Below are 25,048 nucleotides of genomic sequence, written 5' to 3'. Positions count from 1 at the left end.
GGTTATCGCAATTGTTGCCAACCCTGCCTGCCAATATCAGTTCCGCTCTTTCGCCCACGCGCGTAACGTCCGTTAGGATCGCCACCCGGCACCAGCAGTTCATAGGTTTGATTTGGCGATCCGATCGCTATGATTTCCTCACCCTGTCCATAGTGGATCCCGCTAACATCAGCCCAAGTGCCATCAGCCAACTGGACTTTATCGCCTGCGTCAAAGCTGCCATTAAAATCCAGATCCAAAACGGCGCTCGCTGTGCGTCCGCCGGTGGCAAGATCGATATCCATGAGATAACCGTTTCTGCCGCTTCCGCACACATCTTCGTCCAGGATCAAAGTACTGATCTCAGCCCAAACTAGCTCGCCACTATACTTGACCTTCGCGTCACTGATAACGCGCTCACCAAGCTCGCCAGTATCCGCCTCATCAAGATCAATGTACCAACCCGCTTCCGGCGTTGCCGTGTCCAGAGCATGGTTAGAAAGCACACGGACACGGTTGGCGTAATTTCCAAACGCATTGACGCCGTAATAAACAACCTCTTGTTCCAGAAGGTCGCTACGGTCGTTCACTGGATTAGGTGATGCACCGACCGGATCGAAAATACCGTACAGAGACTGGATATGATTATCCGTTTTATCAGACGTGCGAAAATAACTGCCAGTGCCGAAGGTCACGACAACGTAGTTATCAACGTCAGGCAATTTCCCAACGGCAGGGCGCGAGGTAATCGGTTGCAAATTACCATTATCATCCGTAGCAGTGAATAAAAGCTCAACCGTCCAAGGCGTCGAGGAGACATCGAAACGCCAGAGATTACCCAACAGGTCGCCGGCATAAATCCGTTGCGCTTTGCCGTTCATGGCTGGCCAGATCGTTCCGATGGGAGCGGCAAGGCCATTTGGGGTCGTCGCATCCCCAGTTGCGGTGTCGAGTTTGGCGATCAACGCACCGGTTGCGAGATTGACGACATAGAGAAAGGCCCGATTCTGATCGCTGTTGTAGCCGTTGCCAAATACGGCCACCCAGGTGCCATCGTTGAACTGGCCGATCAGCGGCTGGCCAACACCGTAGCCAAGATCAGCATCACGGAACTCCCAGAGCACATTCGATGTGCTGAAGCTTGTCGGATCGGTCACATCCAGAGCAAACACAGAGCGCCCCCCCAGCCCCATGCTTCCAACCAAAACCTTCTTTTCCGTGCCACTCAGCACGGCCGTCATAACCGAAACGGAACCATCCATCATGTAGCGGTGGGTATAGTTCGGATCGGTCAGGCGACTGAGGGGGGCATAGCTCTCGCCCGGCTCAGATAACATTAGCTCGCTGGGGATGAAGGCGAAGATCTCGTCGCCAGTTTCGCCGTTGAAAGCATGCAGCATGCCATCATTGGCGCCGACATAGAGTACCCCATCATCGTATTGAGGGTCCGAATTGACGATGTCGCCGAGCAATTTACCATCACGATCCCTAAACGTAGCATTAGCGCTCTCATTGCCACGCAGCCAATCGACCCGATCGCTACCGAGCCCATCGGATATATTACTAGCGTTATAGTTCAACGCTGCCTTTTGAGCCGCAGTCAGATTGGCCCACTCAAATACGGCGCCACTCCCGACGCCCGCTGTATCCGCCGCCCGCGTGAAAATCTTGCGGCTGGCTGCATACATATTCCGCAGTTTGGCCTCGGCGTTCCAGACCAGCGGCCCCTGTTCCTCGCTAGCGGTGACAGAATGGGCGGTGAAGGTCCCCGACCAGTCTTCGCTACGAAATCCAGCGGTATAGACCAAGGTGCTGGTACTCAGAATGGCCGAACTAGTGGCCGCCGAGGATGAAGATGTCTCCAGCCGGGAGCCGATTTCAGCCAAGATCTCGCTAAATTTCTCGCCCAACTCAGAGGGCACATCGACGCTTAAGAATGTCCCACGGCCATTAAGAGTCGCGTGCCAGAGATCATCGATTTGCACTGGATTGCGTGTCGTCGTGACGCTAGGCCAGGTCGGTGGATTAGTGTAAGGATCATCGGTTTGTGCCTGGTTGACATTAAAGATAGTGCCAGGTGATCCCATCGTAATGGCAAAAAGATTAAGGTGCAGATTGGTGTTACAGTCGAGCCTGGGGGATGGGGTTGCAAGACTGCAACCGAGCGGGACTGGAACCTCTCCGGTCGGCAGATCTGGACGAGGATTATCGAGATAAAGCCTGGCAGCGACATCGCCCATTGTATTGGAGTAGGTATCGGCAAAGGGCGAGCCCAGTTCGTCATCGCGATTTCCGACTCCGGTATCGTGAACATCGGAATAACCGTCTGTAAAGAGGACGCCGAAATTCATCTGACATTTCTCCTGGATCGGCGCGCCATTATCGGTTCGCTCCAATTGGCTCCACATTCGATTGACTGCCCGGCGGTTTGGCGTACCGCCCGACCCAAGGTAATCCTCGTATACCATTTCGAAGAAATCATCCCGATCAGAGTCAACGGACATATCTCGATACACTAGCGTTGACGAAGGGTTCGTATTGATCAGATAGCTCCCGACCCGAAAACCGTAAATATCTTTAAAAGCTTGGCCGATTGCACCACGAGTTGCGATATGGCGCTTATGATAATAGGTAAACCAATTGGCGAAATTTTGAATGGCCGCGTCATACGCAGCCGTCGAGTCGAAATTTTCTGGCTTAATCTCATAGCGGATCATATTCGATCCGTTTGGTGCCTTGCCGTCAACGACCGCATCGGCGCCACCAATCGTTTTGCTTGTAAGATAACCAAATCCGGCAGGCAGCGGGGTCGTTTCTTTGAGATAAAAGGTTGCAGGAAAATAGCATAATGCTTGTGAAGCTACTGCCGTGACAGCTTCCGGTGCTGTCAATTCTGCTTGACAGGTCGATCCAGATAATTTCCGCGTACCAATCGGAAGCGTCATACCGGGATAGACTCTGAATTTATGGTTGTTGTTACTGTTAACTCGATCCACCGTTAAATTAAAAGTCTCGCTACCGCGTGTCGGATCAGTTTTGGCTGCCGTAGGGTTCGAATCACTAAATGTTTTACCGCCAAGGCTTGGCCAGGGTTTGTAGGTTGTAGCTGGATTGAAATACATCAGATTATATTCATGTGACCGAGCAAAGGCGAAGTCACCGATGGGTGGCACAGCATAGTGATCGTTGCTGCTATCTGAATATTGGCGACGACCGCTTTTTTGCCCAGTGCCATTAGGGAAGAGATAAACAAATTTTTTCCACGTGCCATTTGCGCCGCCGTTCATATTAAAGTTAAGGACACCGGCCTCAACGGCATCACTCTGATTGCGTCCTGTAAACGATTTATCTCCAGTATGCCACCAAAGGGCGCCATCATTATTTTTCGTCAGGATTTCAGAATCCATGGAACCAGAGTCATCAACAGCCAAAATCAGCGCGGGGGTTACCGCTGGAGTGGTAAACAGCGGCTTTGGCTCGATATCGACCGCCGCTATGACAGGTGTTGCAAGCACCAAACCGAGGCACGCCCCCGCGAGCAACGCCTGGGCATGGATGAGCAATCGCGTGAATGATGCGGATGCGGACATGATCTGACCTCCGTGCGGAGCAATTGCCCCTAGCTTGAATGCGGCACATCGAGTCGGCTGAGTAACCGTGCTGATGACCATCACAGGCTGACTCGGGAGCGCACTAATGATTCGCTCACAAAAACAACCATCGCCTGCTCAGACTAAAGCGCGAACCTGCTTTGCAGGATCACGATAGCTGTATCAGTTGCACCCTTGCTGAATGAGGTAATGGTATAAACATCACGGGATTCAGTTTCTCCCTTTCCCCACTCGACGCCACCAGAGTTGACCTTATAAGGTGGACCAATGTAATAGGTCGGGCTTTCAACTGGCCCTGAAATGGAAAAACTACCGGTTTCATCGGGGCTGGAAGTCCCATCCCACCGAGCAGGATCACCGATCTTCGTTTTGGTTTTTGCTGTATTTTGAACAGCAGTGGATTGCAGCAATTGACTTTCGGCCTTACGTAAAGCGCCCTCCGCAGCCTGGAAAGCGACATTGCGGGAGCGCACATTGCCGGCCATGCGTTCATCGAGGCTGACGCTCTGCATCGCAGTAACACCGATCACTGTCATGACGAGAAGAATGATGAGCCCGGTTACCAGAACCATGCCATGCTGACGGCGGTCGTAAGTCGGCTGAAACATGGGGCGTTCTCCTTAAGGCATTCGGTTACGCAAGGCGATGGTGGTACTAAATGACTGATAGATTCGTCGGTCAGTCGCAGTAAAAGCAGTTGCGCCATCGTTTTTCAGGAAAGGAAGCGACATCGGTTGCTCTACCAGGTTGTCTTCATTGCTAACCAGAAGCAGATCGATTTTCACCGCAATCACATCATTCCAGTTAGTGACGGCACTTGCATTGACATAATTACCTGCGCGAATCAGGTAGCTTATCTGCATGTCAAAAACACCTTCCACCAGATCATTATCTTCGTAGGCACCTTTATCGAAACTCCGCTCCCACAAGGCGGGCAAGTTATTCTCGCCGGGCGCGATAAAATACAGGCGGCTGCGGAGCAAACGAATTTCCATCCCGGCTCCATAATCATGGCTCAGTGGAGTCGTGATGGCTTTGTTTCCGGGGGTTCCAGCAGCGGCACGCGAAAGGCTGGTTGCGTCATCAGCGGCAAGATTTTGAAATAGATCACAGCAAATGTAGCAGTTGTTGGCATCATCCCCGATCAGCAGGATGGAATTACTGAGCAACCCGCTCGATCCAGTTAATGCAATCACGGACGAAGTATCGTCTGTTGCACCGGTCACGGTCAGACCGGAAGATTCCGCCGCATGGTTGAACATTATGACATCGGTGTCGGCCTTATATGCCGACATCTTTCCTACCCCGACATCAGGGTCATCGCCTTTTTCTCCATCCCAACCCTTAACAGGACTATTTATTAGATCAAAGCGGTCTGCGGTGTATTTCGTATCACTTTCATCAAGCAGGTTATTGAGCCCGTTGGCACACAAACTCTTGAATCCCACTTGACGGATATCGCGTGACAGATATTCGAGTGCGAATCGCCCGTTTTCCTGTAAACGAGACATAGCCTCAGTGGCGCGATAGCTCTGCTTGGAAATAAGAAATATCTGAAGAATACCGCCAGAAATGAATAAACCAATGGTCATAGCTACCATTAACTCGACCAGCGTGAAACCGTTCTTCTTTGGTTCGCTCATAGCTGGGTCTCGAAACTGAATGATTGAGTAACACTACTGCCTTCCTGACGCGATTCATCCCAGATTACTGTAATCGTAAAAATATCGCCCTTCTGAGCAATCGAGCCGCTCCCCGCTGGCAATAGGCAAGCCAAACGATTTCGCCATTCAGCAATATCGGCTGCCTCAATGCTGCCCGACCGAACATAACTAAGATCGCAGGTCACGTTACTGAAAGCGCCAATGTAATCAGAAGCTTTAGACGGATTAGCCCTCATCGCATCGGTAATCTCATAAGCCAAATTCGTGGCCTGAGTACGCAGATAAGAGCCTTGATTCATCTTGAGAGACACGGTCTGCAATCCCGCCAACCCAAGCAAACCAATGGATAGCACGAGGATGGCGATCAAGACTTCAATAAGGGTAAAGCCACGCTGGCGAGAAACAGCGCACGGCGCAAAATCTGTTAAACGCTTCATTTCGATTCGATCATCTAATCAGGGGCATGTCGCCTTGCTTGAAGAGGCCCGGCCAACCGCAGTAACGGAGATGGTTCGCTGTTGATCGCCGGTACAGCCGGTTGGTGTATAGGTGAAGGTGATGGCGGCTGAGGCTTGTCCGGCGCCACGAAAGGTGACTTCTCCGGCGGTCGCCGTGAAGGTTGCCGTACCGTTCACGGCGGGCCAGACGCGCAGCACGTCCAATGGACTAGAGCCGGTGACGTACAGAATCCAGCCATCCGCCCAGTTGGTCACGCTGCTGGAGCGGCACGTCGTGGAGTCGGTGGACGAGCAGACTGAAACAGACGCGCCACGCTTGACCGCTTCGGTACGAGCCAAATTCAAGGCGGTTAGAAATTCATTGACCTGTGCCGAAGCGCGATTGTTGCGTATCAGATCTTGAAAACTCGGCACAGCAATGGTCATTAAAATGGCGGCAATCGAAAGGGTGACAACCAATTCAATCAGCGTAACTCCGGCCATGCCTCGCGCTCGGAGGAACCGTACAACCCGTATCGTCGCACCGAGCGGAGGATCGGCTGGGGACGGAGCCAGTCGGCGCCGTTCGTGCGCTTCGAAGGCGATCAAGCCGGCGCGGAAGTGGGGGGGCATGGTGCGGTTTGGCCAGATGCTCCTTGTCTGACGGCTCGGAATGGTGGGCATTGATCCCTTCTCCGTTGATATCGGGTCTAACCGGCGATTGGCGAGGTCGCGCTAACTTGGCCTGTGGTGAGCGGGCGCTGACAGTGTCTCTGCACACGCAAGCCTAGCCGATGACTTGATCTGTTAGTGTGAAGACGCGCACACTAATTTCGGCGACCGACTGTCTCCCATCTGCGACTCCCAAAACCTGGAATATTATAGCGCGCTCACCCTATACCGACATTTTCGCGGCAGGCGTCGACGCGGCAGCGACGTGTATAATCAAGCGCTGAGGTCGACGAGCACCTTAAGTCATCCAAGACCCATCTTTCCAATCCGCCAGCCTTGGTCTCGCGCTTCATACGTGTCTAACCTCGACTCATCCCCCCTCCTCGCCGCCCTCCCCATGGGCGCGCTCATCCTGGATCACCAGCTCTCAGTGCTGGAGGCAAATGCCGCCTTGCTTGATCTCCTGGGCCACACACGAGAACAGGTGTCGGGGACGACATTCGAGGAATTGCTGCTCACCCCGATCGACGACGCCTTGAACCCGCTTCTGAGCGACGACGCGACGCAGCGGCTGGAACTGGACGTCCGCTTTATCCTCCAGCGCGGCGGAACCTTGTTCGCATCGATCTCCGTCTCTCGCATACCGGACGCGACCGAGGGGTATCTAAGACTACTCGCAATCATTCTCCGCCACGCGACGGACCAAACGGGCGCCACACCCGCCACTGCAACGGACGAAGCACTCTCACTGGTCCGAGCCGCCCGTTGGGAGCTGGAGCTTGCAACCAGGCGTATCCATGCACCGCAAACCTGGTGGGATCTTTGGGGCTTTTCAGCGGATGAAACGATCGACCACGACGACGTCATCCAGCGGATCCTGCCAGCGGATCGCGATCAGGTGCGCGCCGCAGTCCGGCATGCACGCGAGACGTCAGAGCCCGTTCTCATCCGCTTTCGCGTCCCTGACGCGAACGGCGAGATACGCTGGTTCGAATCCACCGGCCAGATGAATACGAACGAGGTTCCCTCGGCCGGTCGGATGCATGGCGTAGTCATGGACGTCACAGAACGCTGCAAGGTCGAGCAAGAACTCGCGCGCTACGCCGATATCGTGTCCTCGTCCCCGGACCGAATCGCCTACGTCGACAGAGGCTGCCGTCTGCTGGCCGCGAACACGCCCTTCCTGCGTGCAGCCCACCGATTGCAGGCCCCGAATAACATCGGTTACCCCTTCAAGGATGTCTGCGGCGACGGACCATTGACCGCCCTGCTCTACCGCAGTCTGGGCCGCTGCCTCGATCGCCAAGACATCGTCGTCGAGGACATCCGCGAGATCGGACGCAATGGCCAGCCACGCGATGCCGAGGTTCGCCTCTTCCCCCATCTCGACGGTCAGGGAGCCGTGGCCGGAATCGTCATCAATATCCGCGATGTCACGCAACTACGCGGGTCCGAACTCCGGCTGCGCCAGTCGGCCGCTGTCTATGCCTCCACCTCGGAAGGCGTCGTCATCACGGACATGGATGGCACCATCGTCTCGGTGAACTCGGCCTTTTCGCAGATCACCGGATACACGGCGGCCGAGGTCGTTGGCAACAAGCCCAATCTGCTGAACTCCAATTGGCACCCCAAACGTTTTTTCGTGCGCATGTGGCGGCAACTGCTTCGGACCGGTTTCTGGCAAGGCGAAATCTGGAACCGCCGCAAGGACGGCGAGATCTACTGGCAGAAGCTGACCATCCGCAGCATCCAGGATTCGCGCAACAGAGTGGTGAATTTTGTCGGCGTCTTTGCCGAGAGCACCGCAAGCCTCGGCGCGGCCCCGCGACGGGCCGAGCATCTGATCCATTACGATGCACTGACCAAGCTGCCCAACCGGTTGCTGTTCGAGTCGCGACTGGATCATGCGCTTGATCTGGGGCTACATAAGGGCGCGCTGGTCGCAACCCTGCTGGTGGATCTGGATCGCTTTTCGCATATCAACAGCAGTCTGGGGCATCACATCGGCGACGAACTCCTGCGCGCGATCGCCTTCCGTCTACGCGAGACCGTCCGTCCCTCCGATACCTTGGCACGACTGCGCGCGGACCAGTTCGCCCTGATCATCGAGGATATCGCCGACCCCAAGGAGGTCGAGGAGATCGCCCGCCGGCTTCAGTCCACGCTCGGGGCGACCATCTGGGTCAACGGCCACGAGATGTTCGTCACCGTCAGCATCGGCATTGCCTTCAATACGGGATCCGATATCGAGCGACAAACGATCGTCGCCCGCGCCGAATCGGCGCTACGCCTCGTCAAGCGTCAGGGACGCAACGGCTTCCGCATCGCGACCAGCGGACCGACCGAGCCGATCAACGACCAACAGGGCATGGTCGAACTGATGCGAAACGGGCTTCGCAAGAACGAATTCAAGGTGCTCTACCGCGTTGGGCAACATCTGCTGAACAAGGATTGCAGCGCCGTTCAGGCCAGACTCCATTGGGCGCAGCGCGAATTGGGACTGATCCCTCCCGAACGCTTCCCACTGCTGACCAACGACAGCGGCCTACTCCTGGAATTGGGCCAGCTGACCCTGCACACCGCCTGCGAACAATTGCAGGCCTGGCTCTCGCGGGGACTGCCGCTGGAATCGATGCTGATCGGCATCTCGGAGGCCCAGCTCGTCCGGGGCGATCTGGTCAAAACACTCACGCTGTTGACCAAGCAGCATCCCCTGATCGCGCACCGACTGGAACTCGAATTCAGCGAATCGCTGCTGGTGAAGCACCGCGAACAGATCGCCGAGGTCTTCAGCGGAGTGAATCGTCTCGGAATCCTCACCAGTCTGTCCGAGGTAGGTGCCGGTTGGACCGCGCCCGCCGTACTCCAGCGACTGCCGATCAGGACGCTCGGCATTCATGCGGATTTCGTCGAGTGCCTCTCGGAGTCGGTGCATGACCAGGCCGTGGTCCAGGCCGTCATCAACATGGCTCAGGCACTCAACCTCACCACGCGGGCCGACGGTGTCCGCTCGGACAAGCAATTCAATCTGCTGTCGAACATGGGCTGCAACCAGGCACTGGGCGACCTGTGCGGTGAACCGCTCTGCGCCGCCGAGATCCAGGCGCTGCTGGATCCGAATCGCGCGCCTAGTCGCTCGCGTACCTACGAAAGTTAAGCCTCTGAGTCTCGCTCCTTGCACCCCCTCGGCGAGACGTGTCTAATCGATACAGTCCGCACTGCCGAACGAGCCTCTTTATGTCAGTCCCCGATCTTGCGCCCATACCCGAATCATCGGGCCTGGTCGATGCCTACACCCCGCTTGCCGACTGCTTCGACGAGATGCGCACCGCCGAGGGCGAGGTGCGTCCGCACTGGCAGTACCTGCTGGACGCGCTGCGCACGCTCGGCCCGACCGGGATAGAAGAGCGCTGGCGCGAGGCATCCCGACTCGTTCGCGACAATGGGGTCACCTACAACCTCAACGGCGACCCGCGCGGTATGTCGCGCCCCTGGGAGCTGGATCTGCTCCCGCTGCTGATCCGCAGCGAGGAGTGGGCCGACCTGGAGCGTGGACTCATCCAGCGCGCCGAGCTGTTCAACCTCATCCTCGCGGATCTCTATGGCCCACGCGAGCTCTTGCGGCTGGGCCTGCTGCCCGCCGAACTGATCGACGGCGACCCCGGCTATCTTTTGCCCTGCCATGGCATCGATATCTCGGGCGGGCGCCCACTCATCCATTACGCTGCCGACCTCACCCGCACTCCGGACGGACGCTGGCGCGTCATCGGCGATCGCACCCAGAGCCCACTCGGTGCCGGCTACGCGCTGGAGAACCGGGTTGTGCTCTCACGCGTCATCCCCAGTCTGTTCCGCGACTCGCACGTGCATCGACTGGCCGGATTCTTCCGTTCCATGCGCCAAACCATGGCCCGACTCGCGCCCCATCGAGGCGACGAGGCACGCGTCGTGGTGCTCACGCCCGGCCCACAGAACGAGGCCTATTTCGAGCACGCCTATCTCGCCAACTATCTAGGCTACACCCTGGTTCAAGGCGGCGATCTCTCGGTACGCGACGGAGCCATCTGGCTGCGCACGCTTGGCCGACTGGAACGCATCGACGCTGTGCTGCGCCGCGTCGACGATGCCTGGTGCGATCCGCTCGAACTGCGCGAGGATTCGCTGCTGGGTGCGCCCGGGCTGGTTCAGGCCGCGCGGGCCGGAAACGTGATGCTGGCCAACGCGCTGGGCAGTGGCGTGCTGGAGCACCCAGCCTTCATGGCCTTCCTGCCCGCGCTCTGTCAGCGCCTGCTCGGTGAGTCCCTGTTGCTCCCCGACATCCCAACCTGGTGGTGTGGCGACCCGGACTCGCTCGCCCGGGTGCTGGACGACCTCGACCGCCTGACCATCCGTTCCTGCATCCGCACATCCGATGAGCACCCGCTGTTCCCCGCCGCGATGGAGCCCGCCGCACGTGACGCGCTGATCGCCTCGATTAAGCGCAACCCAGGCGGCTATATCGCCCAGGAGCGCATCCAGCCCTCGACGGCCCCGGCCCTGATCGGGCAACGGCTCGAACCCCGACCGAGCGTGCTGCGCACCTTCCTGATCGCCGAGGAAGAAGGCTACGCGGTCATGCCGGGCGGACTCGGACGCGTGGCCATGAGCCATGACGCAACGCTGCTCTCGACCCAACTCGGCGGACTGGGCAAGGACGTCTGGGTCCTGGCCTCCGAGCCGGAGCGCCAGGAGAGTCTGCTGCCGACCGCCGAGATGCAGACTCCAGCCGTCATCCAGGAGAGCGCCGTCTCCAGCCGCGTCGCCGACAATCTGTTCTGGATCGGTCGCTACGCCGAGCGCGCGGAGGGCCTGGTGCGGCTGCTGCGCATCACCATCTTCAAGTTCTCCGAACGCGGCGATTACCGAATCGCCGAGGGGAATGCCTCCTGTCTGCGCTCGCTGCTGGAGGCGATCACCAACCAAACCCAGTCCCTTCCCGGCTTCATCGGCAAAGGCGCCGATAAGCGCCTGATCGATCCGGTTCCCGAGCTGCTTGCGCTCATCTCCGACCGCACCAAGGTCGGCGGACTCCCGCGCACGCTGGAGGCGCTGGGACAGGCCGCCTACTCGGTGCGCGACCGTCTCTCGGTCGACACCTGGCGCATCATCAGCGACATCGAGCGACTGCTCGGCAGCCTCTCGGAGCACCCGCCAACCCAGCTCTCCCAGGCACTCGACGAACTCGACCCGCTGGTCACCTCGCTGGTCGCCTTCTCCGGTCTGAGCCAGGAGAACATGACACACAACGAGGGTTGGCATTTCCTCGAAACCGGCAGACGGCTCGAACGCGGAACCTCCATCGCCAGCCTACTGCAATCCACCCTGGTCCCCGTGGCGAGCGAGCAGGACGAAAACATGCTGATCGAGGCGGTGCTGGGGATCAGCGACAGCCTCATCACCTACCGCCGCCGTTACCGAGGCGGCACCCGCGTCGGCGCGCTGCTGGATCTGGTGCTCCAGGACGAGGGCAATCCACGCGCCCTCGCCTACCAGTTCGCCATGCTATCCAAGCTGGTCGCCGACTTGCCCAAGGGCGATCTGGCGATGGGACGGACACCGGCTGAAAAGGTGGTGCTCAAAAGCCTGACGGACATCCGACTCGCCGAGATCAATCAACTCATCCAGGTCGAAAAACAGGGACTGCGTCGAACCGCGCTCTCCAAGCTGCTGGTCAATCTCGATCAGGGACTAGCGGCACTCTCCAACGCCATCACTGCCCAATACTTCCGTCACGAAGAACAGCCACACAGCCTGTTGCGCCGGACAGGGACGACGCCCTCATGAAGTTCCGCATTCAGCACGTCACACGCTACGAATACGCCGAGACCGTCTCGCTCTGCCATAGCATCGCGCACCTGAAGCCCATCCAATCGCGTCGACAGCAATGCCTGGCATCCACCGTGAGAGTCAGCCCCTGGCCAGCGGTCGCGCGCGAGCACGAGGACTTCTTCGGCAACCGAGTCAATTATTTCTCGATACAGCAGGCCCACGACGCCCTTGAGGTGACGGCTCAGAGCGAGGTCGAGGTGACACCCTTCCCGCTACCCGAGGAAGACAAAACACCGGATTGGGAACGCGCCGTCGAACGCCTGTACGACAAGGGCGACGGTCTCATGGTCGAGGCCCGGATCTTCACCCTGCCCTCGCCACAGATTCCGCTGGACCCGGCCGCGCGCGACTACGCCGCCCTATCCTTCACACCGGGCCGTCCCATTCTGGAGGCCACGCTCGACCTCATGGGACGCATCTATCACGAGTTCGAGTACGACCCCGCCTCGACCACCGTGACGACTCCAGTCGCCGAGGTCATGGCCAATCGTCGCGGCGTCTGCCAAGACTTCGCCCATCTCGCTATTTCCGGACTCCGAGGACTGGGCGTCGCCGCACGCTATGTCAGCGGATACCTCGAAACCCTGCCGCCGCCCGGCCAGGTCAAACTCCAGGGAGCGGACGCCTCCCACGCCTGGTTCTCGGTCCTGATTCCGGACATCGGCTGGGTCGATTTCGACCCGACCAACGATCAGGTCCCAGGCGAACAGCACATCACGACCGCCATCGGACGTGACTTCCAAGACGTCACGCCACTGCGCGGGATCTTCTATGGCGGCGGAACGCAAGACCTGATGGTCGCGGTGGACGTCGATCGCATCGAGGAAACACCAGCGGCTTGACGCCACCCGTAGTCCGGATGAAGCGAAGCGCAATCCGAGAACATCGGAGCTGGCGTCAGACCGACTTCGCCCCGTCCCGATAGCGGGCGATCAGTCGCACATAGTTGTCGGCCACGTAGTCCAGGTATTCGAGTTCGCGATCGGTCAGTGCGCGCGCACGTCTAGCTGGGGCACCGAGCCAGAGGAATCCGCCGTCGAGAACCTGCCCCGGCGTGACCAAGGCACCCGCACCCAGCATGGTCCGAGGCTTGAGAACGGCCCGATCCAGAACGCGTGCGCCGATGCCGACCAGACAATGGTCCTGGATCTCGCAGCCATGCAGCACCACCTGATGACCGACAGTCACCCCGTCATGAATGATGAGCGGCGCACCGCCCGGCATGAACTGGCTGTCGTGCGAGACATGCAGCACGCTTCCGTCCTGAATATTGGTCCGAGCGCCGATCTCGATGCGGTGGATGTCGCCGCGCACCACGCAGAGTGGCCAGATGGACGACTCGGCGCCCAAGGTCACGTCGCCGATGACTACGGCGGTATCATCCACCCAGGCATTCTCGGCGATCAGGGGCGACCTGCCCTCGAAAGGACGGATATTCGAGCGCATGGCGCTGTCTCCAACTCGGCTCATGGCAGCCACTCCGGCCATTCTGATGTCATGATTCGGCCCTCTTCAATTCGATACTCAACGGAACAATCGGATGCGTTCTTTGCTCAAGGTCTTGGGTTGGCTGCTGACCCCAATGCTACTCCTGGCACTGGTCCTGGGGGTCATGGTGTATCACGACCGCCACGCAGTCGTCCCCGAGGACGAGAGCCTCACCGCCGGAGAGCGCGCCTGGACCCGAAACTGGCTGCTGCAACATCGCCCTTCGGCCAACAAACCCGGCCAGTGGATCCACCTGGACCTGTCCGAGCGCGAGCTCAACCTGATCGCCAATGAACTGCTCGATAAGCTCGGCCCCGGACAGGCGCACATCCATCTCGACGACGGCAGGGCACACATCAAGGCATCCCTGTCTCTGCCCTGGGATCTGGTCCAAGGCTATCTCAACCTGCAATTCGATCTGGTCGAAACCGGGCATCTACCGATCATCGAATCGGCCCGTCTGGCCGGACTCCCCGTTCCCAGCGCGCTGATCCAGTCACTGGCCGACCGTGTCCTGTCGTCCGTCGACCACAGCGAGCTGCTGCGCGATCTCAGCATTGAGCCGGATCGTCTCGCCCTGACCTATGCCTGGCGCCCGGATCTGATGGAGCGCATCGGCAGCGGGATGCTGGCTGCGGCCGACCTGCCACGGCTGCTGCGCTATCAGGAGGATCTGAACCGCTGGGCCGCCGAGCATCCACAGCCCCAGAACATCCCGCTCGCGGATCTGCTGTCCCATCTCTTCGCCACGGCGGGCGAGCGCTCGAAGAGCGCGGATCCGATCCAAGAGAACCGCGCGGTGTTCATGGTCCTGGCGGCCTACGTCAACGGTCAGACCATCCGCGACCCGAGCCAAGAGAGCACCCCCAAGGTCTCCACGCGCCCGCGCACCGTGGTGCTGCGCGGCCGGCACGATCTGAGCCAGCACTTCGCCGCTTCTGCAGCGATCGCCATCCAGGGCAGTAGCACCTTCTCCGGCCTGATCGGCTGGTACAAGGAGATGTCGGACTCCAAGGGGGGCAGCGGATTCAGCTTCCCCGACATGGCGGCCAACCGCTCCGGAATCCGGCTAGCCAAGCTCGCGACCGGCAACCCGGAAGATGCCCGCTGGCTCCAGCGCGCCGCCGCCAAGGGACTCACCGAGGACGACTTCATGCCGCGCATCGAGGGTCTGCCGGAGGGCATGGACCGACAGCAATTCATCACCGATTTCGGCGACGACAAGGCGCGTCTCTATCGCGAGACGATCGCCCACATCGACCAGCGCATCGACGAGCGACCGCTGTACCGACAACCACCGAGTTGATGGACGTGTCAGCCGCCAGCCGCCAGCCGCCAGCCGCCAGCCGCCAGCCGCCAGCTATTGTAAAAGCCGGTCGCCGAAGACCGGCGGCTCACCCCGACATCAAGGCGTCCGGGCGACGGCCCAGACATCGATTCGCTCGGCTCCGGCCCGACGCAGTACGCGACTCAGCTCGACGATCGTGCTGGCGGTGGTCACCACGTCGTCGACGATCGCCACATGAGACCAACCAAACGGCTCTCGGGCGCTGAAGGCGCGGCGCAGGTTGCGCCGTCGGGCGCGCGCGTCGAGCCTAGCCTGGGGCGGGGTCGCAGCGATCCGGGTGCAGCAATCAGGATCGACCTCAAGCGCCAGCTCGCGTCCCAACACCCGTGCGATTTCAAGCGCCTGATTGTAGCCGCGCTCGCGCAATCGACGCGGATGCAGGGGGACCGGCACCAGTGCGTGCGGCATCGAAAGCCCCCTCGCGTTCACCTCGACGGCCAGACACTGACCGAGCAACCGGACCAGATTGAGGCGCCCCTCGAACTTGGCCCCACCGACGAGGCTCGGGATCTCGGCCTCATAGCGAAAGGCCGTCATGCAGCGATCGAAGGGCGGTTCGCGCTTCTGACAACGCCCGCAGAGCGTTCCAGACGGAACCGGAGACTCAAATGGAAGGGCGCAACGGGCGCAGCAGATCCGATTGCGCGGCAGATCCGCATCGCATCCGGCACAGAGATCGCGTCCCGCGTCACCCGGCGCGCCGCAGAGCACGCATGTCGGCGGAAAGAACCATGAAATCGGCTGATTGGACAATCTGACGCGCATCATCCCAACCCTCGAAGACCAATCGGCGAGATAGACTTGTAAACCTCAAGCGCAAAGGTTTGGTTGACAAGTCGCCCGCACATCTTAGGATACTGCCGTTTTTCCAGTCGCGATCCGCACTCGGGTCGCCCTCATTTCGACACGATCATCGCCATGTCTTCTTCCGAATTCACTCCCATCGTCCGTCACGACTGGTCGATCGAGGACATCCAAGCCATCCTCGACCTGCCCTTCAACGATCTGCTGTTCCGCGCCCAGGGCGTCCACCGCGCCGGTTTCGATCCGAACCGCATCCAGGTCAGCTCGCTGCTCAGCATCAAGACCGGCGCCTGTCCCGAGGATTGCGGCTATTGCAGCCAGAGCGCCAAGCATGGGACCGAGGTCGAGCGCGAGCGTCTGATGCCGGTCGAAGAGGTCCTGGCGGCCGCCCGCACCGCGCGCGAGCACGGCGCGACCCGCTTCTGTATGGGTGCGGCCTGGCGCAATCCGAGCGACAAGAATCTGGACCAGGTCGTCTCCATGGTCGAAGGCATCCATGCATTGGGCATGGAGACCTGCGTGACCCTCGGCATGCTGACCGCACCCCAGGCACGCCGCCTCAAGGACGCCGGACTCGACTACTACAACCACAACCTGGACACCTCGCCCGAGTACTACGGCCAGGTCATCACCACCCGGACCTACCAGGACCGGCTCGACACACTGGAGCACATCCGCGACGTGGGTCTCAAGACCTGCAGCGGCGGCATCCTCGGCATGGGCGAGTCGCGCCGCGACCGCGCCTCCATGCTGCGCCAGCTCGCCAACCTGCCGGCCCATCCCGAGTCCGTCCCCATCAACCTGCTGGTCCAGGTCGAAGGCACGCCACTGTTCGGGCGCGAGGCGCTCGATCCCTTCGAGTTCGTGCGCGTGGTCGCTGCGGCGCGCATCATCATGCCCCAATCGCACGTGCGTCTCTCGGCCGGACGCAGCGAGATGAGCGACGAGCTGCAGGCACTCTGCTTCCTGGCCGGGGCCAACTCCATCTTCTACGGCGAGCGTCTGCTGACCACGCCCAATGCCGAGTCCGACCGCGACCGCAAACTCTTTGCCCGTCTGGGTCTGGAGTTCGAAGAGGTCGAGGCCGAGCGTACCGAACCGGGCGCCTGTCACAAGCACGAGGGCGAATCGCACGTCCACATGACCCTGTGACGACGCCCAGTTCCACCATGGAAACGCCAACCGCCCCAAACCGACCCGACGCCGGACTGCGCGAGCAGCTCGACCAGCTGGCCGCAGCCCAGCGCTACCGGCGTCGGCGCGTCCAGGACGGCCCGCAGCAACCCAAGGCGGTCCTCGACGGCCGCCCCATGCTGAGCTTTTGCAGCAACGACTATCTGGGTCTGGCCAATCACCCCGAGGTGATCCGGGCGCTGCAACGCGGCGCCGAGACCTGGGGCGTCGGCAGCGGCTCCGCCCATCTGGTCAACGGCCACAGCCGGGCGCATCACGCACTCGAAGAAGCGCTGGCCGCCTTCACCGGACGACCGCGCGCACTGCTGTTCTCGACCGGCTACATGGCCAACCTAGGCGTCATCTCGGCGCTCGCCGGACGCGGCGACAAGGTGCTTCAGGACCGACTCAACCACGCCTCGCTCCTCGACGGTGCACAGCTCTCGCGGGCCAATCTGCGCCGCTATCCACACGCGGATGCCGCCGGGCTCGAACGCCAGCTCAATGACTCGGGCGCACGGCTGATCGCCACCGACGGCGTCTTCAGCATGGACGGCGACCTCGCCCCGCTGCCCGAACTCATCCCGATCGCCCGCCGCGCGGGTGCCTGGCTGCTGGTGGACGATGCCCACGGGCTAGGCGTATTGGGACGCGGCGGCCGAGGCACATTCGACCATTTCGGGCTGACGCCGGACGACGACTGCATCCTGATGGGCACCCTGGGCAAGGCGCTCGGGACCTTCGGCGCCTTCGTCGCCGGCTCAGAGGAGCTGATCGAGACCCTGATCCAACGCGCCCGCAGCTATGTCTTCACCACCGCCTCGCCACCGGCGGTGGCCGAGGCGACCCGAGCCAGTCTCGCCATCGCCGAGCGCGAGGACTGGCGTCGCGAACGGCTGCAAACACTGATCGCACGCTTCCGGCACGGGGCCGAACAGCTCGGCCTGCCGATCATGGATTCCCCTACCCCGATCCAGCCTCTGATGGCCGGAAGCGAGGCGCAGGCACTGGCCTGGAGCCGCGCGCTAGAGGAGGCGGGTATCCTGGTCGGTGCCATCCGCCCGCCGACGGTCCCCGAGGGCACGGCGCGACTGCGGATCACATTCTCCGCGACACACCGCGACGAGGATCTCGACCGCCTGCTCGAAGCATTGGACCGACTGTCCCTATCGACGCAATCCACGAAGGACGATCACCTTGACTGAACCATCGGACACCCAACTCGATCTGGTCATGCTGCATGGCTGGGGCATGAATTCAGCCGTCTGGGACGGCTGCCCGGATTGCTGGAACGGACTCTCGCAGCACCGAATCGATCTTCCGGGCCACGGGCACAGTGCCTTTCAGCCCAAGCTCGACACCCTCTGGAGCTGGGCCGACGCCTGTCTCAACGCGGCACCGGAACGTGCCGTCTGGCTCGGCTGGTCGCTGGGCGGACTGGTCGCCTTGGCCGCTGCGCTGCGCGTGCCCAAACGGGTCGCGGGACTGGTCCTGCTGACCGCAACACCACGCTTCGTGCGTGCCGCCGACTGGACCCCGGCCATGGAGGAGACGACGCTCGATCAATTCCATGCCGGGCTGGCCCAGGATCCCAAGGGCACGCTGGAGCGCTTCCTCGCCCTTCAGGTGCGCGGCAGCGACGCCGCCCGCGAGACGCTGCGCACATTGAAACAGGAACTCGCCCAGCGCCCCGAACCCAACCCGGACGCGCTCTCGCTCGGGCTCGATCTGCTGCGCGACGAGGATCTGCGGGGCCCGCTGCCGGACATCCCCTGCCCGGCACTCTGGCTGTTCGGCAGCCACGATGCACTGGTGCCCCAGGGCGTGGCGGAACGCGTCGAGCTACTGATGCCAGGCGCGCGGACCCACATCATCCAGCACGCCGCCCACGCACCGCACCTATCGCATCCGCAGGAAACCTCCGAAGTAATCCGCGCCTTCATCGGCGAATGCGTCGAGAACCCGGAAGGCGACTAAATATTCGATCATGTCAGATATTGCCAACGACATCCCCCCGATCGATAAGGCGCGCGCACGCCGTAGCTTCGATCAGGCCGCATCCCGCTACGACAGCGTGGCCGTGCTCCAGCGCGAGATCGCCGACCGGCTGATCGAACGACTCGACTACATCCGACTCGAACCCGCACGTGTCTTAGACTTGGGCACGGGCACGGGCTATGCGCTGGACGGATTGAGCAAACGCTACCGCAAGGCCCAGCTGGTAGCACTCGATTTCGCCCAAAGCATGCTGAAGCAGGCACGCCGACGCGGCAGCTGGCTACGCCGGCCAACCTGCGTCTGCGCCGATGCCGAATCACTGCCGCTGGCCGACGGCAGCGTCGACCTCATCGTCTCCAGCGCCACCATCCAATGGTGCAACGACCTGGACCGGACCTTCGCCGAATGTCTGCGCGTGCTGCGCCCCGGCGGTCTGCTGATGTTCACCACCTTCGGCCCGGACACCCTGAAGGAACTGCGCCAGGCATGGAGCCAGGTCGACCGGCACAGCCATGTGAGCCCCTTTCTCGACATGCACGACATCGGAGACGCACTGGTCCGCACCCGCTTCGCCGATCCGGTGATGGACGCCGAGCGCATGACGCTGACCTATGATCGCGTCCATGACCTGATGCGCGACCTCAAGGTATTGGGCGCACGCAACGCCACTCAGGACCGTCCGCGCGCGCTCTCGGGGCGCAAGCGGCTGACGGCGGTCGAATCGGCCTACGAGAGCCATCGGCGCGATGGCAGACTGCCCGCGAGTTACGAGGTACTCTATGGTCACGCCTGGGCGCCGGAACAGAAGCCGGTGACCGGCGGCATCGCCGTTCCAATCCCGTCCATCGGGAGCCGGCGACACGCAAAACCGGACAGCGACCGGAGACATCCAGGCAGGACGGCATGACAGGCATTTTCATCACGGGCACGGATACGGGCTGCGGCAAAACCGAAATCAGCCTGGGACTCATGGCGAGCATCCAGGCCCAGGGCGCGAGCGTGCTGGGGATGAAACCGGTCGCCAGCGGCTGCGAGCCTGGACCGGACGGACTGCGCAACGAGGATGCGTCGCGCCTACTGGCCCAGGGCAGCAGCTCAGCACCTTACGGCATCGTCAATCCATTCGCCTTCGAGCCTCCGATCGCACCGCACCTGGCGGCGGCGGAGGCCGGCATTCAGATCGACCTCACGACCATTCGCACCGCCTACCGCTCGCTGTGTCAGGAAGCGGATCTGGTCGTGGTCGAAGGGGTCGGCGGCTGGCGCGTTCCATTGGGATCCGACGTCTTCGTCAGCGACATCCCCGCCCAACTGGACCTGCCCGTGGTCCTGGTGGTCGGGCTCAAGCTTGGCGCCATCAATCACGCCCTGCTGACGGCCGAGAGCATTCGCGCCAGCGGGGCCAGGCTGGCGGGCTGGGTCGCGAATCAGGTCGAACCCGAGATGCTGATGCGCGAGGCCAATCTGGCGACGCTGGCCGCGCTCATCGAGGCCCCCTGTCTCGGTGTCGTGCCCTGGAAGAAGAACCCCGAGCCGAACGAGACGGCCAGCCATCTGGACCCAACACCACTCGGGCTCGACCTGACTAAAGAAACCCGAACCGATCCTAACGCCATCGACCAGGGTCTCACCGACCCGGCATTCTGACAGGATCATCATGAAGACCGACGTCACCGGATCGAGCATGCGAACCAAACGCCTCCGTTTCGCCGCCATCCTGCTGCTCGGCGCCGCGATCGCCGGCACCGCCTCGGCCGCGACCGACCCGGTCGCGCAGGTCAAGTCGCTGGGGCAGGCCAGTCTGCTGCTGAAGGACGGTGGCCGCGACCGCATCGCCTATCAGGCCGACACGCCGCGCGTCCCGGCCTCGACCATGAAACTCTTGACCGCCTATGCCGCGCTCGAGACCTGGGGACGCGATTACCGCTTCCACACCGATGTCTATCGCGATGGCAGCGACTGGCTGTGGGTGAAGGGCTATGCCGATCCCTATCTGGTCTCCGAGGAACTCGACCGTCTGGTCGCCGGGCTCCAAGCGAAGGGCATTCGCTCGGTCGCTGGCATCGGGCTCGACGACAGCTTCTTCAGCCCGGATGTCGAGATCGCCGGACGCTCCACATCCGACAATCCCTACGACGCCCCGGTCACGGCACTGGCGGCGAACTTCAACACACTCAACCTGGTGCGCAAAGGCGACCAGATCCGCAGCGCCGAACCCCAGACCCCGCTCACCGCGACCGCGCGCCGCTTCGGGCTCTCGGGCGGACAGGGCAAGCAGCGGGTCAATCTGCGCGAGCGCGAGATCGCACTGCGCTATTTCGGCGAACTGCTCGGCGCCAAGCTGAAGGGTGCCGGGGTGCGCGTGGGCGAATCCATCCGCGTCGGCCGAGTTCCTAGCGGGGCCAAACGCATCTACCGACACACCAACAGCCGCACCCTGGCCGAGATGATCCGTCCCATGCTCAAGTATTCGAGCAATTTCGTCGCCAACGCGCTCTTTCTCCGTCTGGCCGACCCACAGGCCAAGGGCCAGGTGAGCATGGCGGGCGCACAGCGGGCCATGGCACAGTTCGCCAAACACCGCTTCGGCTGGCGCGACGTCCGCATCGATGACGGCGCGGGTCTTTCGCGCGCCAATCGGATCAGCGCCCGCCAACTGGTCGCCGTGCTCGATGCCTTCACCCCCTATCGCGATCTCATGCCGACCCAGGACGGCGATCCAGACGTCCGCGCCAAGACAGGAACCCTGCGCGGCGTCAGCTGCTATGCGGGCTACGTGCGGCGTCACGGAGCCTGGGAGCCCTTCGCGCTTCTGATCAACCAGCCGGTCGACTACGGCCTGAGACGCCGGGTCGCAAGCAGCCTGGCGCACTGACTCAAACGCGAGTCCATCTGGTGCCGATCCGTCCCGCCTCATTCAGGATCAACGATAGGTTCAAGCGACCGGTCGTCCGCCTAGCCGTGCTGGTGACCGCCGGATGGCTGCTGGTCGGTTGCGCGACCGCGCCCGAACCCAAGTCCGCCGCGCGCATCCCGCTTCAGAGCACTGGGTGCGGAATGGAGGAGAACAGCCAAGGACTACCCAGTCTGGCCCCCTTGATGCGGCGGGTGACGCCGGCGGTCGTGACCGTCTCAGCCGAATCCAGCATCCAGACGGAACCGCCTCCCTTTCTGAAGGATCCCGATTTCAAACGTTTCCTGGACCAGATGGGCCTGCCGCTGCCCGACTGGGATCCGTCGGAACGGCGCCAAAGCGTAGGCTCCGGAGTCATCGTCGACGCCCGTCGTGGCTATGTGATGACCAATGAGCATCTGCTCAAGGACGCGAACACGATCACCGTCACGCTCACGGATCGGCGCAGCTTCCGCGCCCGCAAACTCGCCTCGGATCCGAGCACGGATGTCGCCATCCTCAAGATTCCTCCGGTCGATGTAATCCCGCTGCCGTTCGGCGACTCGAACCGACTAGAGGTCGGGGATTTCGTGATTGCGATCGGCAACCCGTTCGGCCTCGGACAGACGGTCACGCTCGGTATCGTCAGCGCCGTCGGCCGTAGCGACATCGCGGGGAACCAGCTCGGCGAACTCATCCAAACCGACGCCTCGATCAATCCAGGAAACTCCGGCGGTCCCCTGATCGACCTGACCGGTGCTGTAGTCGGCATCAACACGGCGCTCATCGGACCCACCGGAGGCAATGTCGGAATCGGCTTCGCAGTCCCCAGCAACCGCGCGCAAACCGCGCTCAAAAGGGTACGCAAATAGGCCGCGCGTCCCCGCCAACCCGGCGGGTACGCGGTTTGCACTCGCGCCGCGCCTGTTCTAGAGTGCCCGCCAACCCCTATCGCTCGTCTCCCGTCTCGAATTGCCAGCGTTCATCCGCACATGATCCGCACGCTCATTCGTCGCGGTCGACGGGTATCACTCGCACCACGAGGAGGCATACCCATGTCACAAGCGCAAAACGGCAACACCGTCAAAATACACTACACGGGAACACTGGATGACGGCACCGTATTCGACTCCAGCAACGGCCGCGAGCCGCTCGAATTTACGCTCGGTTCGGGCGGCGTCATCCCCGGCTTCGAGTCCGCCGTAACCGGCATGAGCGTCGGCGAGACCAAGACCGTCACCATTCCGCCGGAACAGGCCTACGGCCAATATCAGGAAGAGATGACCCAACAGGTTCCGCGTTCCGCCATTCCGCCGGAGATCGAACTGCAGGTCGGCATCATCCTCAGCGCCGAGGCCCCCGACGGGAGTCAGGTTTCATTCGTTGTCAAGGCGTTCGACGATGAAGAGGTGACCATTGATGGCAACCATCCGTTGGCTGGCCGCGACCTCACCTTCGCGCTGGAGCTGATCGAGATCAGCTGACCGGCGCCGGACCCGCTCACAGTTGCCGTCGTTCGCCCGGACGAAGATACTTGTAGCGTGTCCGGTCCTTGCCACGGAATCAAGGACCGGAGTGCGCACGGCGGGTGACGAACGGATTGGCTCGCCGATGGAGATCCAGGCCCCAGCCGCGCACCGCGCGCTTGGGCCACCCCATAAGCAAGCAGCATCGGGACGCATGATCATGGCCAATCAGCAAGATCAAGATATGGATTCCAAAGATCTGCCGGAAACCTCCGGCACGTCAGACGAGATCGCCCTGCTTCGCGAGGAATTGGAGCAGCAGAGATCCGAGCTCCAATCGATAGAGGTCGCGCTGATCTCGCGGATCGCCGATGTCGATGACGACCGGCGGCACGCCGCAACACGGCTTCAGCGCACCCTACAGAACCATCGCGAGGAAATGGACGGGCGTCTGCGCCATCAGAACCTGATCGTGACCATCACGTTCATCCTCTTCGTCGTCATCGTCAGCGTCCTCTTGGTATTCGCCTACGCCAAATTCGACCAGGCGCGCCAGACCTTCTCGACCGAAGTGCAGGAGCTGCGACAGACATTGGAGGAGGTCAAATCCTCTATCTCCGAGCCACAGGATCAGGAACAGACTCCGGCCACGCGAGAGAAGCTCTCCCAGTTGTCCACGGCGGTCAAGGCCATCACTGCGTCGCTGGAACGACTCGCCGACGAGCAGGAATCGATGGCGACGAGCGCAGCCCAAACACCCGCCACCGATCTCTCAATCGACTCGAATGTCGAGTCGCAGCAGATCTCCACTCAGGCGCCACCCGCTCCCGAGTCGGCCAAATCAGCGGAGCAGGCGCCCGATCAGATCGAGGGTACGGAGCCAGCCGCCGAACCACTTGACCACGCATCCACTCAGCCCGCCGAGACATCGCCCGAAGCGGACCAACCGACAGTGGAAAAGGCATCGACCCAGGACTCATCGGTAAAGGAAATCGCTGAAACGCCGTCCGATGCGACCGAAGAGCCTCAAGCCGAAGAAACACTCGCGGAACCAGCCCCGGCGATCGACCCTGGGCAAGCATCGGCGCCAGCCGTGACAGCAGCCACAACGGCGCCGGAGCCAGAACCCGAACCGAAGGCGCAAACGCCGACGCAAGAGGTTGAAGCGGAGCCTCCCGAGACGACATCCGAACCGCAGATGCAAACGCCAGCGCAAGAGGTTGAAGCGGCGCCTCCCGAGACGACATCCGAACCGCCGACGCCGACGCGAGAGGTTGAGACGGCGCCGACCGAAACGACAGAGGCGACTAAGCCCGAGGCATCATCGCTTCCCGAGCGTATCTCGGTCGGCGACAGACCCTATACGGTCCAGCTCATGGGGTTCTATTCGCTGGACTCGTTGCTGGCCTTTGCCCGCCAACACGGGCTGACCGACCACCCTGTCTATGATGAGGAGCGCTACCAGGGACGGCCCTGGTTCGTGCTCATCCACAGCCTTCATGCGACCAAGGAAGAAGCCGAGGCCAGCGTCGCCGCGCTTCCGCCCGACCTGGCGAAACTCGACATCTGGATCCGCAAGCTGGAGCCGGACGCCACCCTCTATCGTCCAGTGCCGCGAACCGAGTGATCGAGCCCGCCGGTTGACGC

At 61.5% G+C, this 25,048-nt stretch carries 20 protein-coding genes; 13 read left to right on the top strand and 7 right to left on the bottom strand.

All coding sequences use genetic code 11. From position 1 onward, the window contains the following. Positions 1-2 precede the first annotated feature (2 nt). The 5 genes from THIDRDRAFT_RS23710 to THIDRDRAFT_RS08370 form a co-directional block, all read right to left on the bottom strand. Positions 3-3,569 (bottom strand): pilus assembly protein, encoded by a 3,567-nt coding sequence (locus THIDRDRAFT_RS23710; RefSeq protein WP_007040405.1) that lies wholly within the window; start codon positions 3,567-3,569, stop codon positions 3-5. Between the two features lie 143 nt (positions 3,570-3,712). Beyond that, positions 3,713-4,198, bottom strand: coding sequence for a pilus assembly PilX family protein (locus THIDRDRAFT_RS23705; RefSeq protein ID WP_007040404.1), 486 nt, complete (start codon positions 4,196-4,198; stop codon positions 3,713-3,715). A gap of 12 nt (positions 4,199-4,210) precedes the next feature. Beyond that, a complete protein-coding gene (locus tag THIDRDRAFT_RS08380) occupies positions 4,211-5,233 on the bottom strand; it encodes a PilW family protein (protein ID WP_007040403.1) in 1,023 nt (340 codons plus the stop codon). Then, entirely contained in the window at positions 5,230-5,691 is a 462-nt protein-coding gene (pilV, locus tag THIDRDRAFT_RS08375) for a type IV pilus modification protein PilV (RefSeq protein ID WP_040844344.1), read from the bottom strand. Before pilV ends, THIDRDRAFT_RS08380 begins: the two co-directional genes overlap by 4 nt. 18 nt (positions 5,692-5,709) lie before the next feature. Beyond that, positions 5,710-6,195: a GspH/FimT family pseudopilin gene (locus tag THIDRDRAFT_RS08370; protein WP_050984671.1), complete on the bottom strand. Its 486-nt coding sequence runs from the start codon at positions 6,193-6,195 to the stop codon at positions 5,710-5,712. Between the two features lie 523 nt (positions 6,196-6,718). Here THIDRDRAFT_RS08370 and THIDRDRAFT_RS08365 point away from each other — a divergent pair. The 3 genes from THIDRDRAFT_RS08365 to THIDRDRAFT_RS08355 all read left to right on the top strand — a co-directional run bounded on the left by THIDRDRAFT_RS08365 (position 6,719) and on the right by THIDRDRAFT_RS08355 (position 13,073). Further along, a complete protein-coding gene (locus tag THIDRDRAFT_RS08365) occupies positions 6,719-9,520 on the top strand; it encodes a sensor domain-containing protein (protein ID WP_139058681.1) in 2,802 nt (933 codons plus the stop codon). A gap of 80 nt (positions 9,521-9,600) precedes the next feature. Further along, positions 9,601-12,186: a circularly permuted type 2 ATP-grasp protein gene (locus tag THIDRDRAFT_RS08360; protein WP_007040400.1), complete on the top strand. Its 2,586-nt coding sequence runs from the start codon at positions 9,601-9,603 to the stop codon at positions 12,184-12,186. After that, complete coding sequence (locus THIDRDRAFT_RS08355; RefSeq protein ID WP_007040399.1) at positions 12,183-13,073, top strand: transglutaminase family protein; 891 nt, start codon at positions 12,183-12,185, stop codon at positions 13,071-13,073. Before THIDRDRAFT_RS08360 ends, THIDRDRAFT_RS08355 begins: the two co-directional genes overlap by 4 nt. 55 nt (positions 13,074-13,128) lie before the next feature. Here THIDRDRAFT_RS08355 and THIDRDRAFT_RS08350 read toward each other — a convergent pair whose 3' ends face one another. Further along, positions 13,129-13,677 carry a gamma carbonic anhydrase family protein gene (locus tag THIDRDRAFT_RS08350; RefSeq protein WP_007040398.1) on the bottom strand — a complete coding sequence of 183 codons (549 nt, stop codon included), beginning with the start codon at positions 13,675-13,677 and terminating at the stop codon, positions 13,129-13,131. A gap of 94 nt (positions 13,678-13,771) precedes the next feature. Here THIDRDRAFT_RS08350 and THIDRDRAFT_RS08345 point away from each other — a divergent pair, with 94 nt between their 5' ends. Then, entirely contained in the window at positions 13,772-15,025 is a 1,254-nt protein-coding gene (locus tag THIDRDRAFT_RS08345) for a YfiM family lipoprotein (protein WP_007040397.1), read from the top strand. 99 nt (positions 15,026-15,124) lie between these two features. Here THIDRDRAFT_RS08345 and THIDRDRAFT_RS08340 read toward each other — a convergent pair whose 3' ends face one another. Next, positions 15,125-15,835, bottom strand: coding sequence for a ComF family protein (locus tag THIDRDRAFT_RS08340; protein WP_007040396.1), 711 nt, complete (start codon positions 15,833-15,835; stop codon positions 15,125-15,127). Positions 15,836-15,985: 150 nt separating this feature from the next. On the opposite strand from THIDRDRAFT_RS08340, the gene bioB reads away from it, so the two are divergent. The 9 genes from bioB to THIDRDRAFT_RS23700 all read left to right on the top strand — a co-directional run bounded on the left by bioB (position 15,986) and on the right by THIDRDRAFT_RS23700 (position 25,028). Beyond that, a complete protein-coding gene (gene bioB, locus THIDRDRAFT_RS08335) occupies positions 15,986-17,023 on the top strand; it encodes a biotin synthase BioB (RefSeq protein WP_007040395.1) in 1,038 nt (345 codons plus the stop codon). A gap of 17 nt (positions 17,024-17,040) precedes the next feature. Continuing rightward, the gene (gene bioF, locus THIDRDRAFT_RS08330) at positions 17,041-18,249 is read left to right on the top strand and encodes an 8-amino-7-oxononanoate synthase (RefSeq protein WP_007040394.1); all 1,209 of its coding nucleotides are present in this window, start codon (positions 17,041-17,043) and stop codon (positions 18,247-18,249) included. Further along, the gene (gene bioH, locus THIDRDRAFT_RS08325; RefSeq protein WP_007040393.1) at positions 18,242-19,021 is read left to right on the top strand and encodes a pimeloyl-ACP methyl ester esterase BioH; all 780 of its coding nucleotides are present in this window, start codon (positions 18,242-18,244) and stop codon (positions 19,019-19,021) included. Before bioF ends, bioH begins: the two co-directional genes overlap by 8 nt. Before the next feature lie 10 nt (positions 19,022-19,031). Then, positions 19,032-19,949 carry a malonyl-ACP O-methyltransferase BioC gene (bioC, locus tag THIDRDRAFT_RS08320; protein ID WP_007040392.1) on the top strand — a complete coding sequence of 306 codons (918 nt, stop codon included), beginning with the start codon at positions 19,032-19,034 and terminating at the stop codon, positions 19,947-19,949. Beyond that, positions 19,946-20,689 (top strand): dethiobiotin synthase, encoded by a 744-nt coding sequence (gene bioD / locus THIDRDRAFT_RS08315; protein WP_007040391.1) that lies wholly within the window; start codon positions 19,946-19,948, stop codon positions 20,687-20,689. The genes bioC and bioD overlap by 4 nt, the downstream gene beginning before the upstream one ends. Before the next feature lie 10 nt (positions 20,690-20,699). Next, complete coding sequence (locus THIDRDRAFT_RS08310) at positions 20,700-21,917, top strand: D-alanyl-D-alanine carboxypeptidase/D-alanyl-D-alanine-endopeptidase (protein WP_007040390.1); 1,218 nt, start codon at positions 20,700-20,702, stop codon at positions 21,915-21,917. 20 nt (positions 21,918-21,937) lie between these two features. Beyond that, on the top strand, positions 21,938-22,807 hold the full coding sequence (locus tag THIDRDRAFT_RS08305; protein ID WP_007040389.1) for a trypsin-like peptidase domain-containing protein: 870 nt from the start codon (positions 21,938-21,940) through the stop codon (positions 22,805-22,807). A gap of 183 nt (positions 22,808-22,990) precedes the next feature. Further along, positions 22,991-23,419 (top strand): FKBP-type peptidyl-prolyl cis-trans isomerase, encoded by a 429-nt coding sequence (locus THIDRDRAFT_RS08300; protein ID WP_007040388.1) that lies wholly within the window; start codon positions 22,991-22,993, stop codon positions 23,417-23,419. A gap of 226 nt (positions 23,420-23,645) precedes the next feature. Continuing rightward, the gene (locus tag THIDRDRAFT_RS23700; protein WP_139058680.1) at positions 23,646-25,028 is read left to right on the top strand and encodes an SPOR domain-containing protein; all 1,383 of its coding nucleotides are present in this window, start codon (positions 23,646-23,648) and stop codon (positions 25,026-25,028) included. Positions 25,029-25,048 lie beyond the last annotated feature (20 nt).

The organism is Thiorhodococcus drewsii AZ1 (assembly GCF_000224065.1).
In the GTDB taxonomy this organism is placed as follows: domain Bacteria; phylum Pseudomonadota; class Gammaproteobacteria; order Chromatiales; family Chromatiaceae; genus Imhoffiella; species Imhoffiella drewsii.
Note: the sequence above shows the minus strand (reverse complement) of the source record. Positions and strands in the feature narration are given on the sequence as shown.